Genomic DNA, 15,638 nt, shown 5'->3' with positions numbered 1-15,638 from the left:
CCTGGTCGTGGCCGTCGCCGTGCTGGCGGCGGCCACGACCGGTTCCGTGCTGCTCGGCAACCAGACCGTCGGCGTACAGGCCGCGCTCGGCACCTGGCTGCACCCGGACGGCTCGGACGTGCAGCGGATCGTGGAGTACCTGCGGGTGCCCCGCACCCTGGTCGGCCTGCTGGCCGGGGCCGCGCTCGGCGTCTCCGGCGTGCTGCTCCAGGGGCTGACCCGCAACGCGCTGGCCGGCCCCGAGGTGCTCGGCGTGAACGCCGGCGCGGCGCTGGCCGTGGTCCTCGGCATCGCGGTCTTCGGGGTGCACAGCTTCGGCGGCTGGGTCTGGTTCTCCTTCGCCGGCGCCGCGCTGGCCGGCGCCGGGGTCTACACCCTCGGCTCGTACGGCCGGGGCGGGGCCACGCCGGTCAAGCTGGCACTCGCGGGCGCCGCCGCGACCGCCTTCCTGGGTGGCCTGACCACCGCTCTCACGTTGCTCGACATCAACACCTTCAACGCCTACGGGTACTGGTCGGTGGGCGCCCTGACCTCGGCCGACGCCTCGGTGATCCGGACCGCGCTGCCGTTCATGGCCGTGGGCGCCGTGCTGGCCGTCGTGTCGGCGCGGGCGCTGGACGCGCTGGCCCTGGGCGACGACATGGCCCGCTCGCTGGGGCAGGGCCTGATCGTGGGCCGGGCCACCGCCGCCCTGGCCGCCGTCGTGCTCACCGGCACGGCCGTGGCGCTGGCCGGGCCGATCGCCTTCGTCGGGCTGACCGTGCCGCACATGGCGCGGGCGCTGGTCGGGCCGGCCCACCGGTGGCTGCTGCCGTACGCGGCGGTCCTCGCTCCGACCGTGCTGCTGGCGGCCGACGTGCTCGGGCGCGTGGTCGCGCGGCCGCAGGAGCTCCAGGCCGGGATCGTGACCGCGATCGCCGGGGCGCCGTTCTTCGTCGCCCTGGTGCGCCGACGGAAGCTGGCGGAGCTGTGAAGGGTCGCTCCGCGCTGGGCCGCGCTGTTTCCGGCTGCGCTGTTTTTGGCTGCGCTGCTTTGGGCCGCGCTGCTTTGGGCCGCGCTGCTTTGGGCCGCGCTGGGCGGGGGCGAGTGGACCGGCGCGCGGTCGTGGTCACTGTCGCCGCGCTCCTCGTGGCGCTGGCGGCGCTGCTCGTCTCGCTGGCCCGGGGCGACTATCCGATGCCGCTGTCCGACGTGCTCACCGTGCTGGCCGGCGGCGAGGGCGCGACCCGGCGCAGCGCCTACGTGGTCCTCGACCTGCGCCTGCCCCGGGCGCTCGGCGCGGTCGCCGTGGGCGCGGCGTTCGGGCTGTCCGGTGCCATCGTGCAGCGGGTCGTCCGCAATCCTCTGGCCAGCCCGGACATCGTGGGCATCAACGCCGGGGCGGCCGCGGTGGCCGTGTTCCTCATCGTCGTGCTGGCCGCCGGGCCGCGGACCGTGGCCTTGGGCGCGCTGGCCGGGGCGGCGGCCACCGCGGCCGCCATCTATCTGCTGTCGCGGCGCCGCGGGGTCACCGGATATCGGCTCGTGCTGGTCGGCATCGGCGTCACCGCCATGCTCACCTCGGTGACCGCCTATCTGCTCAACACGGCGAACATCTACACCGCCGAGCAGGCGTCCATCTGGCTGACCGGCAGCCTGGCCGGCCGTTCCTGGGCGCAGGTGGCGCCGGTCGTGGTCGCGGTGGTGGTGTTGCTTCCGGTGGCGCTGCGGCTGGCCGCGCCGCTGCGGGCCCTGGAGCTGGGCGACGACCTCGCGCTCGCGCTGGGCGTGCGGGCCGAGCGGGCGCGGGCCGGACTGCTGGTGACGGCGGTCGCGCTGGCCGCGGTGGCCACGGCGGCGGCCGGGCCGATCGCGTTCGTCGCCCTGGCCGCGCCGCAGATCGCCCGGCGCCTCGTCCGTGAGCGCGGGCTGGCCCTGGTCTCCTCGGCCGCCGTGGGCGCGGCCCTGCTGGCCCTGGCCGACCTGGCCGCCCGCCGGGTCCTCGCGCCGGCCGAGCTGCCCGTGGGGGTGCTGACGACAGTGCTCGGCGCCCCCTTCCTCGTCTGGCTGCTGGCCAGAGCGAACCGCATCGGCAGGACCGGATGACCGAGTCGCGCTGCCGGCCAGACGGGGCCGTATCGGGAAGACGGCCAGAGACGGCCGGGACCGGTCGCTGGGGAGGATCGCATGACTGATCTGCGTACGGCCGGGCTCGGCCTCGGCTACGAGGGCCGCCCCGTCGTCACCGGCCTCGACTTCCAGGTGGCGCCGGGACGGATCACCGCGATCGTCGGCCCGAACGCCTGCGGCAAGTCGACGCTGCTGCGCGGGCTGGGACGGCTGCTGCGCCCCTCGGCCGGGACGGTGCTGCTCGACGGCGCCGACATCCACCGGCTGCCCACCCGTGATGTCGCGGCCCGCATCGGCGTCCTGCCGCAGCAACCGGTCGCGCCGGACGGGATCACCGTGGGCGACCTCGTGGCCCGGGGCCGGCACCCGCACCAGCGGTGGCTGCGCCAATGGTCGGACCGGGACGAGGAGGCGATCACCGCCGCCCTGGCCGCGACCGGGGTGGCCGAGCTCGCCGACCGGCCGGTCGACGAGCTCTCCGGCGGCCAGCGGCAACGGGTCTGGATCGCCCTGGTGCTGGCCCAGGAGACCGGACTGCTGCTTCTGGACGAGCCGACCACCTTCCTCGACCTGGCCCATCAGCTCGAGGTGCTCGACCTGCTGGCCGACCTCAACGCGGCCGGCCGCACGGTGGTCGCCGTGCTCCACGACCTCAACATGGCCTGCCGCTACGCCCACGAGATCGTCGCCATGCGGGCGGGCGCCGTGGTCGCACAGGGCCCACCCGCCGGCATCGTCGACGCGTCACTGGTCCAGAAGGTCTTCGGCGTCCGTGCCCGGGTCATCACCGACCCGACGACGGGAACCCCGTTGGTGCTGCCCGAGGCACGGTCCGCCCGCTGAATCAGAAGTCGTCGTCGAAGGTGACGCTTCCGGTCACGCCGACCTGATAGGCCGAGACGCGGCGCTCGAAGAAGTTCGACAGCTCCTGCACGTCCTGCAGCTCCATGAAGGCGAACGGGTTCTTGCTGCCGTAGCGGGGCGCGATGCCCAGCGCGGTCAGCCGCCGGTCGGCCACGTGCTGGAGATATTCGCGCATGTCACCCAGCGACATGCCGGAGACGCCCTGTTCGAGCAGGTCCGCCGCGAACTGCACCTCACACTCGACGGCTTCTTCGAGCATTTCGGTGACCTGCTTCTCCATGTCGGCGTCGAACAGGTCGGGCTCTTCGGCGCGGACCTGGTCGACCACGTCGAACGCGAAGGCCATGTGCATCGACTCGTCGCGGAAGACCCAGTTCGTACCGGAGGCCAGGCCTTGCAGGACACCCCGGGAGCGCAGGAAGTAGACGTACGCGAAAGCGCCGTAGAAGAACAGCCCCTCGATGCACGCCGCGAAGCAGATGACGTTCAGCAGGAACGCGCGGCGGTCCTCCTTCGTCTGGAGAGTGCGCAGCTCGTAGACCGAGTCGATCCACTTGAAGCAGAACTCGGCCTTGCGGGCGATCGACGGGATGTTCTCCACGGCCGAGAAGGCCGCCGCGCGCTCGGCGGGATCGGGCACGTACGTGTCGAGCAGATTCAGATAGAACTGGACGTGCACGGCCTCCTCGAACAGTTGCCGGGAAAGGTAGAGCCGGCCCTCGGGGGAGTTGACGTGCTGATAGAGGTTGAGCACGAGGTTGTTGGCGACGATGGTGTCGCCGGTGGCGAAGAAAGCCACGAGTCGGGACACGAGATGCCGCTCGGCGGGCGACAGTTTCTCGAGGTCGGCGAGGTCGGAGTGCAGGTCGACCTCTTCGACGGTCCAGGTGTTCTTGATGGCGTCCTTGAAACGGTCGAAGAAGTGCGGGTACTTCATCGGCCGCAGGGTCAGGTCCATTCCGGGGTCGAGCAGCATTACTGGCAGGCCTCACATGACTCGGGGTTCTCCAAGGAACAGGCTTCAGCGGGCGTGAGGGAGACCGTCGCCTGCTGAATGCGCGTCGCCGGCCGCGAGCGCAGGTAGTACGTCGTCTTCAGCCCGGCTTTCCAGGCGTAGAGGTACATCGAGGAGAGCTTGCCGATGGTCGGCGCGCTCAGGAACAAATTCAGGGACTGCGACTGATCGATGTACGGGGCGCGGGCGGCCGCCAGCTCGATCAGCGCCTTCTGCGGCAACTCCCACGCCGTACGGAAAAGCTCGCGCACCTCGCCCGGCAGCTCGGCGATCGCCTGCACCGAGCCCTCGGCGCGCTTGATCTGCTCCCGGACCGGGGCCGTCCACAGACCGCGGGCCTTCAGCTCCCGTACGAGATAGGAATTGATCTGAAGGAACTCGCCGGACATCGTCTCGCGCTTGAACAGGTTGGACACCTGCGGCTCGATGCACTCGTAGCAGCCGGCGATCGACGCGATGGTCGCGGTCGGCGCGATGGCGATCATGAGCGAGTTGCGCAGGCCGTGCTCGGCGATCCGAGCCTTCAGGCTTGACCAGCGCTCGGCCTGCGCCGGGGTCGCGCCCCACAGCTCGTGGTGCAGATCGCCCCGGGCGGCCCGGGTCTCCGGATAGGACGGGTGCGGCCCGAATCGCTCGGCCAGAGCGACCGACGACTCCAGGGCGGTCAGGAAGATCTCTTCCTGTACGCGGGTGGACAGCTCCCGGGCCTCGCGCGAGTCGAACGGCAGCCGCAGCTGGAAGAACGCGTCCTGCAGGCCCATCAGCCCGAGGCCGACCGGCCGCCAGCGCGGATTGGACGCGGCCGCCTGCGCCGACGGGTAGTAGTTGATGTCGATGACCCGGTCCAGGAAGGTCACGGCCGTACGCACGGTCGCGCGCAGCTTGTCCCAGTCGACGCCGCCGTCCGCGAGGTGCGCGCCCAGGTTGATCGAGCCGAGGTTGCAGACCGCCGTCTCGTCGTCGCTGTTGACCTCGAGGATCTCGGTGCACAGGTTCGACAGGTGGATGGTGTTGCCCGGAGCGCCGGTCTGGTTGGACAGGGCGTTCGAGCGGTCCTTGAACGTCATCCAGCCGTTGCCGGTCTGCGCGAGGGTGCGCATCATCCGGCCGTACAACTCCCGGGCCTTGACGGTCTTGACGGCCTTCTTCTCGGCCCTTCGGTACGCCTCGTCGAACGCCTCACCGAACAGTTCGGGCAGCTCGGGGGCGTCGGAGGGGTCGATCAGGGACCAGTCCCCGTCGGCCTCGACCCGGCGCATGAACTCGTCCGGGATCCAGTTGGCCAGATTCAGATTATGGGTACGCCGGGACTCCTCGCCGGTGTTGTCCCGAAGCTCCAGGAACTCCTCGACGTCGGGATGCCACGGCTCCAGATAGACGCACGCGGCGCCCTTGCGCCGGCCGCCCTGGTTGACCGCGGCGACACCGGCGTCGAGGGTCTTCAGGAACGGGACGATGCCGTTGGACCGGCCGTTGGTGCCGTGGATCAGGGCGCCCCGGCCACGGATCCGCGACCAGGCGATGCCGATGCCGCCGGAGAACTTCGACAGCTTCGCGACCTGGTGGTAGCGCTCGTAGATGGAGTCGAGCTCGTCACGGGGCGAGTCGACCAGGAAACACGACGACATCTGCGTGTGCCGGGTGCCGGAGTTGAACAGGGTGGGCGAGCTGGGCAGATAGGCCAGCGACGACATGAGGCGGTAGAAGCCGATCGCCTCGGCCGGGGTCTCGCTGAGCCCGCAGGCGACGCGCAGCAGCCAGTACTGCGGTGTCTCGACGACCAGGCGGCTCTGCGGGTGGCGCAGCAGGTAGCGGTCGGCCACGGTGCGCAGGCCGAAGTATTCGAACCGCAGGTCACCGTCGAGGTCGACGGCGTCGTCGAGCTTGCGGGCGTTGCGGCGCACGAAAGCGGCCGTCTCGTCGCCGATCAGGCCGTGCTGGTGGGCGTAGCGGATCGACTGGGAGAAGCTCGCCACCTCCTGGAGCCGCACCTCCTTGTCCACATAGGCCGCCAGCAGCCGCGCGGCCAGTTTCGAATACTGGGGCTCCTCGCCGATCAGCTCGGCCGCCGTCTGGATGGAGAGCTTGTCGAGCTCGGCGGTGGTCGCGCCGTCGTACAGGCCGCTGATGGTCTTTGTGGCCACCCGCATCGGGTCGACCTCGTCGAGATCGGCGACCCAGCGCTCGACCGCCTTGACGATCTTGTTGACGTCGACCGTCTCCAGATCGCCGTTGCGCTTGCGGACCCGCATCACGTGCCGCCGCTGCTCCGGCACGGTGGTTCTGTCCTCGCTGACCGTCATGGCCTCTCCCTCGCCTGGGTGAAGGCACGCGGGAGACGCCGACGGCCACGGCGGGGCCGACTGGTTGGCGCCGGCCGTCCCACGCGGCCTTCGACCGCCGCACACCGGTCGGCGTGCGGCGCGCTGGCAGGTCTTCGGACTCGTGGGCCTGATCTCCTTGCGAAGATCGCCTACCGGCCGTCGCTTCCCAGGCTCGCGCCCAGTGCTGTGTGACGGCTTTCGTTCCCACTCACCGCTGCGGGGCAGTCCCGGACTCACACCGGGTTCCCTCTTGCCTCGGACACACCATCAAGGCGCGGCCGAACCAGCTGCGGGAGACACCATATATGGGTGGACCCCCAAAGTGACAACACCAGATGCTGTGATCGGCGTGTCGCCTCCCGTGATCACCTGGACGGCACCCGATAGCCTGCCCGGCCAAGACGCCGAACCTGCGCATCGCCGCCCGGGCCATAGTCCTCGACGAGAACGACCACATCCTGCTGTGCCGATTCGTGCTGCCCCACCCGGCGGTTCCCGGCGGGGCGCCGGCGGTCTGGGCTGCTCCGGGCGGCGGCGTGGAGCCGGGGGAGGACGCGCGGGCCGCGCTGCGCCGCGAGCTGCGGGAGGAGACCGGACTGGTCATCGCCGCCGCCGATCCGCCGCACGTCTGGCATCAGGTCGTCACGGCCGGGCACACGCCCGGCATCGTCAACGACTATTTCCTCGTCCGCACGGCCCGCTTCGAGCCGCGGGGCGAGTTCACCGACGACCAGCTCGCCGCCGAGCACATCGGCGCCTTCCGATGGTGGCCGCTCGCCGAGATCACCGCCTACACCGGACCCGACCTGTTCTCACCCCGCGACCTGGCCACACCGCTGACCGAACTGCTCACCTCCGGAGTGCCCGCCGCCCCGGTCACCATGGGCCTGTGAAAGGGCGGGCTAAGGGGTGCGGGTGATGCGGCCCACCGCCTCTTCCATGGCGAAGCGGCCCAGGTATTCGTCGGGCCGGTCGCCGCGGCGGCGGTAAGCGTGCCACTCGTCGCCGACGCCCGCGTGGACGTAGCCGATGTCGGTGCCGTCGAGGCTGACGCTGTAGCCGCCCATCGTGCTGACGGTCAGGGTCGCTCCGGCGATCTTGCGGTTGCCCAGAGGGACTCGGCGCTCCACCTGCCCACCTCCACACTCCGGAGTCGCGTGGCTCCAGATGGTGGCCCGGTTGCGTAGGGGAAAACAACAGCCGAACGGCCGATGCGGTAACCACCCTGCGGGGGGCGCCTGACCGTCAGCTGTCGGTGGCCAGGGCCGAGCGCAACGTCAGGCGGTGCTTGCGGCGGATCTCGGCCTCGTGGAAGGCGCGGTGGTCGGCGTCGGTCTGCGGGAGCAGAGGGGGGACCTGGCGGGGCTTGCCGTCGTCGTCCACCGCGACCATCACCAGGTGGGAGGTGGCGACCGTGGTCGCGGGCACCGCCCTGTCCCAGCGGTCCGCCGTCACCTTCACCGCCACCTCCATCGAGCTGCGGCCGGCCCATGTGATGCGGGCGGCCACGTGGACCACGTCGCCGACCCGGACCGCCTGCAGGAACAGGGTCTCGTCCATGGCCGCGGTCACGGCAGGGCCGTCCGAATGGCGGGCGGCCACCACGCCGGCCACCGAGTCGATCAGGTTGAGGATGCGGCCGCCGTGGACCGTGCCCATCAAGTTGGTGTGGTGCTGGTCCATGATCTGGGACAGGGTCAGTTCGGAGGCCGAAGGTGGGCGGCCGGGCTGGGACAACGTGTGGATCCTTTGCTGTGGCACCTGGAGGAGAGCGAGGGTAGCCACGCCCGTGGCGCGGGTCCGTAGGGTGGGGGCGTGCCAGAGGTCGACGCCACACCCGCGCTCAGCGCGGCCGCGCGGTTCGGGGCGTACTTCGTGTGGGAGCCCTATGAATGTGAGGGCTCGTGGCGGCCGTACGCCGATCTGCTGGTGCCCGAGGTGGTCGCGGAGCGTGTCGGCGTGGCGCGGGAGACGCTGGTGCGGATGTCGGGTCTGGGCCGGGAGGACATCGAGGAGCGGGTCGTCGCGTCGGTGACCTTTCTCGGGCTGGCGTCGCGGCTGCTGTCGCCCGTGCTCGGGGCCGCCGTGGTGGGGGGAGCCGTGCCCGTTCCCGACCCGGGGAAGCTCTGGTGGCGGCCGGTCGTCGGCGGCCCGGTCCCGTTCGCGCAGCGCGGCCTGAGCGCCACGGACGGCGAAGGCCGCGAGGGGGCCCTGTCCCTGGAGCTGATCGAGCCGGTGCTCGACGTCTTCCGGCGGCGGTTCGTGCTCTCCCGGCATGTGCTGTGGGGCAACGTCGCGTCCGCGCTCGGTGGGGCGGCGGGGATGATCGCTCGCGGGGAACCGGCGTACGCGGGGAAAGCCGGCGCCGTCGTGGCCGCCACGCTCGGGCTGCCCCAGCTCCAGGGGATGGCCGGCTGGGACGGCCGGCGTCTCCGGCGGCGCAACTGCTGTCTCTACTACCGCATTCCGGGCGGCGGCACCTGCGGTGACTGTGTGCTCGCGGCATGACTGCCATCCAGCAGAAGTTCGCCCTCGTCTACTTCGGGGACGACACTGCTGCCCGTGCACACGCACAGCTTCATCGAGGTCGCCTTCGTCATCTCCGGCGGCGGTGTCCACCACAGTGTCGACGGGCGGCGGCGTCTCCAGACCGGCGACGCCGTGCTTCTGCGGCCCGGCGTGTGGCACGGGTACGAGGACTGTGACGATCTGCTGCTCTACAACCTGTGCTTCTCGGCCGAGCTGCTCCGCCGCGAGCTCAACTGGACCCGCGACGATCCGTTGCTCGGGCACCTGCTGTGGACCGGGCCGTACGTCGAGAAGCGCCGCGGCATCCTCGCGACCCGTCTCTCCGCCGGCGACCACGAGGCGCTCAAGGAGCTGGCCGAGCTGCTGCATCTGGCGCCGGGTTATGTCGTACGTCTCTTCAAATCCGTGACCGGCCTGCCCCCGATGGCCTATCTGTCGCGCTATCGCGTGGAGCTCGCGGCCGAGATGCTGCTGCACTCCGACCGGCCCGTGCGGGCCATCGCCGAGCAGGTCGGATGGCCCGACGCCAACTACTTCGCCCGGCGGTTCCGGGCCCACTACGGGCTGACCGCGTCCGAGTACCGGGCCCGGTTCACGCCGCGCTACCAGCTCGGGCGCCCTGTGATTGGATGAGGCATGACGTTCGTGATCACCGACGTGCCCGGCAAGGAGCGGTTCGAGGCGCGTGACGAGCAGGGCGAGCTCGCGGGTCTCGTCACTTACCAGCTCAGCGGAAACATCATCGCCTACACCCACACCGAGGTGGAGCCGCCGTACGAGGGGCACGGCCTGGGCTCGCAGCTGGCGCGCGCCGTCATGGACGACGCCCGCGCGAAAGGGCGTACGGTCGTGCCGATCTGCCCCTTCATCAGCGGCTGGCTCGAGACGCACCACGACTACGACGCGATCCTGGCCCGTCAGGGCAGGCGGATCAAGTAGTGATCATCTGACGCCCGTCCGTGATTGGCGGGGCGGCCGTAGGCTCGACGCCGATGAAGACGCTATCGAGGGTCGTCGTCGCGCTCGTCGCGCTCGTCGCGGCCGTGCTCGGAGCCGGCGCCGCCGGCACGCCCGCGCACGCGATCGCCGACGGCGAGACCGTCGCCAACGGGCAGTACCAGTTCGCGGTGAAGCTGACCGACCTCGGCATCCCTACCGCCGACGGCGGCCGCCGGGACAGCTCGTGCTCCGGTGGACTGATCTCGCCGCGCTGGGTGCTGACGGCCGGCCACTGCTTCAAGGACGCCAGCGGGCGCCGGGTCTCCCGGCCGGTCGCCCAGCGCACCATCGCCACGGTGGGCCGGGCCGACCTGAAGAGCAAGGTGGGCCTGAGCGCCAACGTGATCGAGGTACGCCAGCACGGCAGCGCCGACGTGGCCCTGGCCCGGCTCGACCGCCCGATCACCGGCATCGCCCCGCTCAAGCTGAACCGGGTCAAGCCGGCCAACGGCCAGCGGCTGCGGCTGGTCGGCTTCGGCCTGACCGACGGCGACGCCGAGCAGACCAGCCCCACGTTGCAGACCGGCCAGTTCCGGATCACGAACATCGACAAGGTCGAGATGGGTGTGGCCGGGGTCGCGCCGAGCAAGAGCACCAGCGCCTGCCCGCACGACTCGGGCGGGCCGTACTTCACCGGCGGCCCCACCGGCGTGGCGACGGTCGTGGCCGTCGTCAGCCGGGGACCGACCTGCCCGCACACCGGCGCCGACACGGCCACGCGGGTGGACGCCGTGGCCTCGTGGATCCTGGGCGTCATCAAGGCCGACCTGCAGACGACACCACCGCCGAAACCGCCGGTCAAGGCCCCGGCCCGCACCGTCGCCCAACCGGCGGCACCGCCCGCCGAGGAGAAAAGCGACAAGATCCTCTGGCTGGCCGGCATCCCGGTCGCCATGCTGATCGTGGCCGGGGCCCTCTGGTTGCGGAGACCCCGGCGGGGCACGCACCGCAGATGAGAGATCGCATGGATGTGCGATGTGCCGCCACCCGCGGCGAGGCAGATTGGTGGCATGGGAGCCTCAAGATCATCAGGTAATCTCGCCCGGTGGAGCCGGAAACCCCTGTACGCGGGCGCGACCGCGAACTGGGAGCGCTCCAGCGGGCCCTCGAGCGTGTCGTCGCCGGGCAGGGCTCGGTCACGCTCGTCACGGGCCCGGCGGGCAGCGGCAAGTCACGCCTTCTCCGCGAGACGGCACTCGTTGCAGGACTGAAGGGCGTGCACCGGGTCGCGATCGCCGCCGACCCGGACAGCGCCCTCGTCCCGGGCGACAGCCTCATGCGCGGGCTGCTCGCCGGGGCCGACCCGATCCTGGGCTCCGACCGCCTGCGCGAGCTTTCCGAGCCCGAGCGCCGCTATTGGGTGCTGGCCGAGGTGCGGGACGCCATCGAGCGCGCCGCCCTCCGCCGGCCCCTGCTGATCACCGTCGACGACCTCCAGTGGTGCGACGACCTGACCCTGCTGGCCATGCGGGCCCTGCCCGAGCGGCTGTCGGCCGACGCCGTCATGTGGCTGTTCGCGGGCCGGCGGGCCGACGGCCCGGCCGGCTATCTGAGCACGCTGGGCCGGCTCACCGACGGCGGGGCCGAGACGATCGACCTGGACCGGCTCGACGACGAGGCGGCGGCCGCGATGACGGCCGACCTGCTCGGCGCGGCCCCGTCGCCGGAGCTGATGGCGGCGGTGCACGGGACCGGCAACCGGCCGATGCTGATCAGCGCCCTGGTCCGGGGCGCCCGCGAGGAGGGTCCGCCGGTACGTCTGCGGGCGCTGATCCGGCGGCAGCTGTCCCGCCTCGGCGAGGACGCCCGGACCGTGCTCGAGGTGGCCTCGGTGCTGTCCCGGCGGCTGTCGCTGTGGCCTCTCTGCTGGCCGACAGCGCCGAGCCCGGTGACGACGAGGCGATAGCGGCCTTGCGGCTGGCCGCGGCCGAGCTGGCGCCGGTGGCGCCCTCGAGCGCGGCCGACGTGAGCCGGCGGGCGCTGGAGCTCACTCCGGCCGGTTCGCCTCGGCGAGGCGAGATCATTGCTGAGGGTGTACGTCTGCTGTGGCTGGCCGGGCGCGCGCACGAGGCCACGAAACTGGGTACCAGCCTGCTCTCCACCGGCATCGGGCCCGCCGCCGAGGCCGCCGTCCGCATCGGCATCGCGGCCGTGTCGAGCCAGTACTCCTTCGTCGAGGCCGTGCGGCAATGCGAGCGCGCGGTCGCGTTGCCCGGCCTGCCCGACGCCACCCGGGCGCCGCTGCTGGCTTTGGAGGGCGTCAACCTCACGATGGTGGGCGACCCGGTGCGGGCCGACGCGGTCCTGGCCGAGGGTCTCGACACGGCGACCCGGGCCGGCGACGACGCGGCCCGGGCGGTCTGCCTGGCCTCGCAGTCGGTCCAGGCCCTCTACCGCCGGGAGTGGACACGCGCGCGGGAGCTGGCCGACGAGGCGGTGACCGTCTCGGCCCGGGTCGGCGCGGCCACGGCGCTGTGGGGTTCGACGCAGTGGCGGGGCTGGCTCGACGACATCGCCGGCCGGCCCGACCTCGCCCTCGACCACGCCGAGACGGGCATGAAAGCGGCCCAGCGCGACGGTCAGGCGTGGCTGCTGCGGCAGTGGAGCATGGACCGGTGCCGCATCCTCTACGACGCGGGCCGGCTGGAGGACGCGCGGGCCGAGGCCGAGGGCGTACGGGCGATGAGCGACGAACTGGGCGCCGGAAACTACGCCGACTGCACGGCCCTGGTGACCGTGGGCCGGGTGGCCCTGCACACGGGCGACATGGCGGCCGCCCGCCGCTACGACGCCGAGGCGGCCCGGATGCGCGAGGACGAGGCCCCGATCGTCCGGCACGCCGGCCTGTGGCTGGGCGCGCTGGTGGCCGTGGCCGACCGCCGCGACCCCGCCCACATCCGGGAGCTACTGTCCGAGGCGGCCGCGTGTTTCGGCGCCGGCATCCCGCCGCTGGGCACGCCCCTCGACCCGGCCGACGAGGTGCTGTTCCTCCGCTTGGCCCGCGACATCGGCGAGCCGGAGTGGGCCGATCGCGCGACCTCGGCGATCGAGCGGCGCGCCGCCGAGAACCCGTCGTTCCGCTTCCTGGCGGCGACGGCGGCCCACGCGCGGGGCCGGCTGACCGAGGCGGTGGCGCTCTACCGGGAGTTCCCGCGCCCGCTGCCGCTGGCGGTCGCGCTGGAGGACGTGGGAACGGTCGAGGCCTTGGCGGAGGCCTGCCTGATCTACGACGAAATCGGCGCCACCTTCGACAGCTCCCGGGTGCGCGGCGCGCTGCGCAAGCTGGGCGTGCGCCGCCGCCCGCGCACCGCCACCCGCGCCGGTGGCACCGGCTGGTCGCTGCTGACCACCGCCGAGCGGGACGTGGCCCGCCGGGTCGCCGACGGCGCCACGAACCGCCAGGTGGCCACCGCGATGTTCCTGTCCCCGCACACGGTGAGCACCCATTTGAGGCACGCGTTCACCAAACTGGGCATCAACTCCCGGGTGGAACTGGCCCGTCTGGTGCACCAGCACAGCGATCTCTGACGATATCCTGACCCGGTGACGGACGCCTTCGACACCGGCCGACCCCATCCCGCGCGGGTGTACGACTTCCTGCTCGGCGGCAAGGACAACTTCGCCGCCGACCGGGCCGCCGCCGAGCAGGGCCTGAAAGCCAACCCGAACGCGGCCACGGCGCCCCGCGAGAACAGGGCGTTCCTCCAGCGCACGGTGCGCCATCTGGCCGCCGAGGGCGGCATCCGGCAGTTCCTCGACATCGGCACCGGCCTGCCCACGAAACCCAACGTGCACGAGGTGGCCCAGCAGGTCGATCCGGCCGCCCGGGTCGTCTACGCCGACAACGACCCGATAGTCCTCAGCCACGCCCGGGCCCTTCTGACGAGCAACCCCTCCGGCCGTACGGCCTATCTCGGCGCCCGTCTGCAGGAAGCGGAGAAGATCCTCGACACCCCCGAGGTCCGCGACACCCTCGACCTGAACGAGCCGGTGGCGCTGCTGCTCTACGCGATCCTCCACTTCATCGAGGACGACGAGAAGCCGTACGACATCGTGGAAAGCCTGATGTCCCGCCTCCCGAGCGGCAGCTACCTGGTGCTCTCGCACATCACCGCCGACCACGACCCCGAGTCGTGGGCCCGCTTCACCGCCATCATGCGCGACCAGGGCATTCCCACCCGCCTGCGCTCCCAGGCCGAGGTGGCCCGCTTCTTCACCGGCCTCGACCTGCTCGACCCGGGAGTGGTGCCGATCCTGAGGTGGCGCCCGGCCGGCCCGTCCGATCTGACCGATGCCCAGGTGGCCCTGTACGGCGGTGCCGGGCGCAAACCCTAGGCGAGGCTCCCGGCGCGGCGGCCGAAGACGGTGCCCGCGGTCAGGCCGCTGCCGCCCGGATAGTTGCCGCTGAACAGCCCTCCGAGCATCTCGCCGCAGACGTACAGCCCGGGCATGGCGGAACCGTCCTCCCGCAGGACACGGCCGTGCTCGTCGGCGCGCAGGCCGCCGAAGGTGAACGTGATCCCGCACGTCACCGCGAAGGCGTAGAACGGCGGCGTGCGCAGCGGAAGCGCCCAGTTGCTCTTGGGTGGGGTGACGCGTGCGGCCCGGCCGTCCTTGACCGACGGGTCGAAGGGGACACTCTCGTCGATCCCGGCGTTGAACTCCTCGACGGTCGACGGCAGACCCTCCGCCCCGAGCCGCGCCGCCAGTTCGGTGACGCTGCCGGCGATGACGACGCTGGCGCCGGGCGCGTCGTACTCCTCGGTGCGCAGCAGGGGCCGGATGGCGGCGTCGAAGACCTGGTAGGCGACGCCGCCGGGCTGGCGCAGGATCTCCCCGCCGTAGCGCGCGTAGGTGTAGTTGCGGAAGTCGGCGCCCTCGTCGAGGAACCGCCGGCCCTCGGCGTTGACGACGATCCCGAGCGGGTAACTCTGCCGGGTCAGGCGGTTGGTCAGGTCACGGTCGCCGGTGGCTGCCGCCCCCGCGTCCCAGGCCACCGAGTGGCAGGAACCCCAGTCGCCGCCGCGCGCCGCCCCGGCGTCCAGGGCCGCCCGCAGCATGTCGCCGGTGTTCAGCGGCGTGCCGCGCACGAGCGCCCGGTCCCAGCCCGGTCCCAGATGCTCGCGCCGCCATACCGGATCGGCCTCGAAGCCCCCCGCGGCCAGGATCACCGACTCGGCCCGCTCCTCGCCGCCCTCCCAGCGCACCCCGGCCACCCGCCCGTCCTGGACGATCAGCGAGGTGCACCGGTGGCCGTAGCGGACCTCGACACCGTTCGCCGCCGCCGCGCGGGTGTGCTGCGCCATCAGCCCCTTGCCGCCGTCGACGCTGCCCACGGCCAGCCCGCCCCAGAACACGTGGCGTCCTTCGCCGTCCTGGTACGACTGCCGTTCGTACATCAGCCGGAAACGCAGCCCCCAGCCATGCAGCCAGCGCACGGCGTCGCCGCTCTCCTCGGCCAGAACGGCCGAGAGCACGGGATCGGTGCGGCCCGCGGTCACCTTGCGCAGGTCGTCGAGAAAGGCCTTCGGGGTGTACGCCGTCAGCACCGTCGACGCGTGCCGCGGATCGGGATCGAGCAGCGGCGCGAGATCGGCCAGGCCGTCATGGGCGACCCGGAAGGCGCCCGCCGTGTAGAAGCTGTTCCCACCCGACTCCTCGGGCCGGCCCCGCTCCAGCAGGAGCACCTCGCGGCCCCGGGCGGCCGCGGCGTGGGCCGCGCTGAACCCGGCGTTGCCCCCACCGACCACCACGACGTGCGCCACGCTGCCTCCTGCACCAAACTAGGGACATCGATG

At 72.0% G+C, this 15,638-nt stretch carries 16 protein-coding genes and 1 riboswitch; of the genes, 11 read left to right on the top strand and 5 right to left on the bottom strand.

Going from position 1 to position 15,638, the window contains the following annotated elements:
* Nucleotides 1-7: 7 nt before the first annotated feature.
* The 3 genes from ACQP2X_RS33555 (at nt 8) to ACQP2X_RS33545 (ending at nt 2,952) form a co-directional block, all read left to right on the top strand.
* Nucleotides 8-973 (top strand): FecCD family ABC transporter permease, encoded by a 966-nt coding sequence (locus ACQP2X_RS33555; RefSeq protein ID WP_498688768.1) that lies wholly within the window; start codon nt 8-10, stop codon nt 971-973.
* 113 nt (nt 974-1,086) lie between these two features.
* Nucleotides 1,087-2,085 (top strand): FecCD family ABC transporter permease, encoded by a 999-nt coding sequence (locus tag ACQP2X_RS33550; RefSeq protein ID WP_498688766.1) that lies wholly within the window; start codon nt 1,087-1,089, stop codon nt 2,083-2,085.
* A gap of 81 nt (nt 2,086-2,166) precedes the next feature.
* On the top strand, nt 2,167-2,952 hold the full coding sequence (locus ACQP2X_RS33545; RefSeq protein ID WP_498688764.1) for an ABC transporter ATP-binding protein: 786 nt from the start codon (nt 2,167-2,169) through the stop codon (nt 2,950-2,952).
* Nucleotide 2,953: 1 nt separating this feature from the next.
* Here the strand turns inward: ACQP2X_RS33545 and ACQP2X_RS33540 are convergent, their stop codons facing one another.
* Together ACQP2X_RS33540 and ACQP2X_RS33535 are read right to left on the bottom strand one after the other, a co-directional pair.
* The gene (locus ACQP2X_RS33540; protein WP_498688763.1) at nt 2,954-3,949 is read right to left on the bottom strand and encodes a ribonucleotide-diphosphate reductase subunit beta; all 996 of its coding nucleotides are present in this window, start codon (nt 3,947-3,949) and stop codon (nt 2,954-2,956) included.
* A complete protein-coding gene (locus ACQP2X_RS33535; protein WP_498688761.1) occupies nt 3,949-6,291 on the bottom strand; it encodes a ribonucleoside-diphosphate reductase subunit alpha in 2,343 nt (780 codons plus the stop codon). The genes ACQP2X_RS33540 and ACQP2X_RS33535 overlap by 1 nt, the downstream gene beginning before the upstream one ends.
* 108 nt (nt 6,292-6,399) lie before the next feature.
* Nucleotides 6,400-6,615: riboswitch (cobalamin riboswitch) on the bottom strand.
* A gap of 80 nt (nt 6,616-6,695) precedes the next feature.
* Between ACQP2X_RS33535 and ACQP2X_RS33530 the strand changes: the two genes are divergently transcribed.
* The gene (locus tag ACQP2X_RS33530; RefSeq protein WP_498701097.1) at nt 6,696-7,205 is read left to right on the top strand and encodes an NUDIX hydrolase; all 510 of its coding nucleotides are present in this window, start codon (nt 6,696-6,698) and stop codon (nt 7,203-7,205) included.
* A 9-nt stretch (nt 7,206-7,214) separates the two neighbouring features.
* Here ACQP2X_RS33530 and ACQP2X_RS33525 read toward each other — a convergent pair whose 3' ends face one another.
* The gene (locus tag ACQP2X_RS33525) at nt 7,215-7,442 is read right to left on the bottom strand and encodes a hypothetical protein (RefSeq protein WP_498688759.1); all 228 of its coding nucleotides are present in this window, start codon (nt 7,440-7,442) and stop codon (nt 7,215-7,217) included.
* Nucleotides 7,443-7,557: 115 nt separating this feature from the next.
* Nucleotides 7,558-7,995 (bottom strand): acyl-CoA thioesterase, encoded by a 438-nt coding sequence (locus tag ACQP2X_RS33520; protein WP_498701096.1) that lies wholly within the window; start codon nt 7,993-7,995, stop codon nt 7,558-7,560.
* A 132-nt stretch (nt 7,996-8,127) separates the two neighbouring features.
* On the opposite strand from ACQP2X_RS33520, the gene ACQP2X_RS33515 reads away from it, so the two are divergent.
* The 7 genes from ACQP2X_RS33515 (at nt 8,128) to ACQP2X_RS33485 (ending at nt 14,175) form a co-directional block, all read left to right on the top strand.
* Nucleotides 8,128-8,820: a (2Fe-2S)-binding protein gene (locus ACQP2X_RS33515; protein ID WP_498688758.1), complete on the top strand. Its 693-nt coding sequence runs from the start codon at nt 8,128-8,130 to the stop codon at nt 8,818-8,820.
* Nucleotides 8,821-8,874: 54 nt separating this feature from the next.
* On the top strand, nt 8,875-9,474 hold the full coding sequence (locus tag ACQP2X_RS33510; RefSeq protein WP_498688756.1) for a helix-turn-helix transcriptional regulator: 600 nt from the start codon (nt 8,875-8,877) through the stop codon (nt 9,472-9,474).
* A gap of 3 nt (nt 9,475-9,477) precedes the next feature.
* Nucleotides 9,478-9,780: a GNAT family N-acetyltransferase gene (locus ACQP2X_RS33505; protein ID WP_498688754.1), complete on the top strand. Its 303-nt coding sequence runs from the start codon at nt 9,478-9,480 to the stop codon at nt 9,778-9,780.
* Nucleotides 9,781-9,833: 53 nt separating this feature from the next.
* Nucleotides 9,834-10,796, top strand: a complete 963-nt coding sequence (locus ACQP2X_RS33500) for a S1 family peptidase (RefSeq protein WP_498688752.1) — start codon at nt 9,834-9,836, stop codon at nt 10,794-10,796.
* A gap of 89 nt (nt 10,797-10,885) precedes the next feature.
* Nucleotides 10,886-11,746, top strand: coding sequence for an AAA family ATPase (locus ACQP2X_RS33495; RefSeq protein WP_498688751.1), 861 nt, complete (start codon nt 10,886-10,888; stop codon nt 11,744-11,746).
* Nucleotides 11,695-13,368: a LuxR C-terminal-related transcriptional regulator gene (locus ACQP2X_RS33490; protein ID WP_498688750.1), complete on the top strand. Its 1,674-nt coding sequence runs from the start codon at nt 11,695-11,697 to the stop codon at nt 13,366-13,368. Before ACQP2X_RS33495 ends, ACQP2X_RS33490 begins: the two co-directional genes overlap by 52 nt.
* A 15-nt stretch (nt 13,369-13,383) precedes the next feature.
* On the top strand, nt 13,384-14,175 hold the full coding sequence (locus ACQP2X_RS33485; protein ID WP_498688748.1) for an SAM-dependent methyltransferase: 792 nt from the start codon (nt 13,384-13,386) through the stop codon (nt 14,173-14,175).
* Here ACQP2X_RS33485 and tcuA read toward each other — a convergent pair.
* Entirely contained in the window at nt 14,172-15,605 is a 1,434-nt protein-coding gene (gene tcuA, locus ACQP2X_RS33480; protein ID WP_498688746.1) for an FAD-dependent tricarballylate dehydrogenase TcuA, read from the bottom strand. The two genes, ACQP2X_RS33485 and tcuA, sit on opposite strands and share 4 nt — an antisense overlap.
* Nucleotides 15,606-15,638: the final 33 nt, after the last annotated feature.

Origin of the sequence: Actinoplanes sp. CA-131856, assembly GCF_050956135.1 — a bacterium.
Taxonomy (GTDB): domain Bacteria; phylum Actinomycetota; class Actinomycetes; order Mycobacteriales; family Micromonosporaceae; genus Actinoplanes.
This window is presented reverse-complemented; position numbering and strand designations above follow the sequence as displayed.

Coding starts and splice junctions, on each gene's coding strand:
- ACQP2X_RS33545 (WP_498688764.1), top strand. CDS start 2,167: ATGACTGATCTGCGTACGGCCGGGCTCGGCCTCGGCTACGAGGGCCGC.
- ACQP2X_RS33505 (WP_498688754.1), top strand. CDS start 9,478: ATGACGTTCGTGATCACCGACGTGCCCGGCAAGGAGCGGTTCGAGGCG.
- ACQP2X_RS33520 (WP_498701096.1), bottom strand. CDS start 7,995: ATGGACCAGCACCACACCAACTTGATGGGCACGGTCCACGGCGGCCGC.
- ACQP2X_RS33500 (WP_498688752.1), top strand. CDS start 9,834: ATGAAGACGCTATCGAGGGTCGTCGTCGCGCTCGTCGCGCTCGTCGCG.
- ACQP2X_RS33540 (WP_498688763.1), bottom strand. CDS start 3,949: ATGCTGCTCGACCCCGGAATGGACCTGACCCTGCGGCCGATGAAGTAC.
- ACQP2X_RS33535 (WP_498688761.1), bottom strand. CDS start 6,291: ATGACGGTCAGCGAGGACAGAACCACCGTGCCGGAGCAGCGGCGGCAC.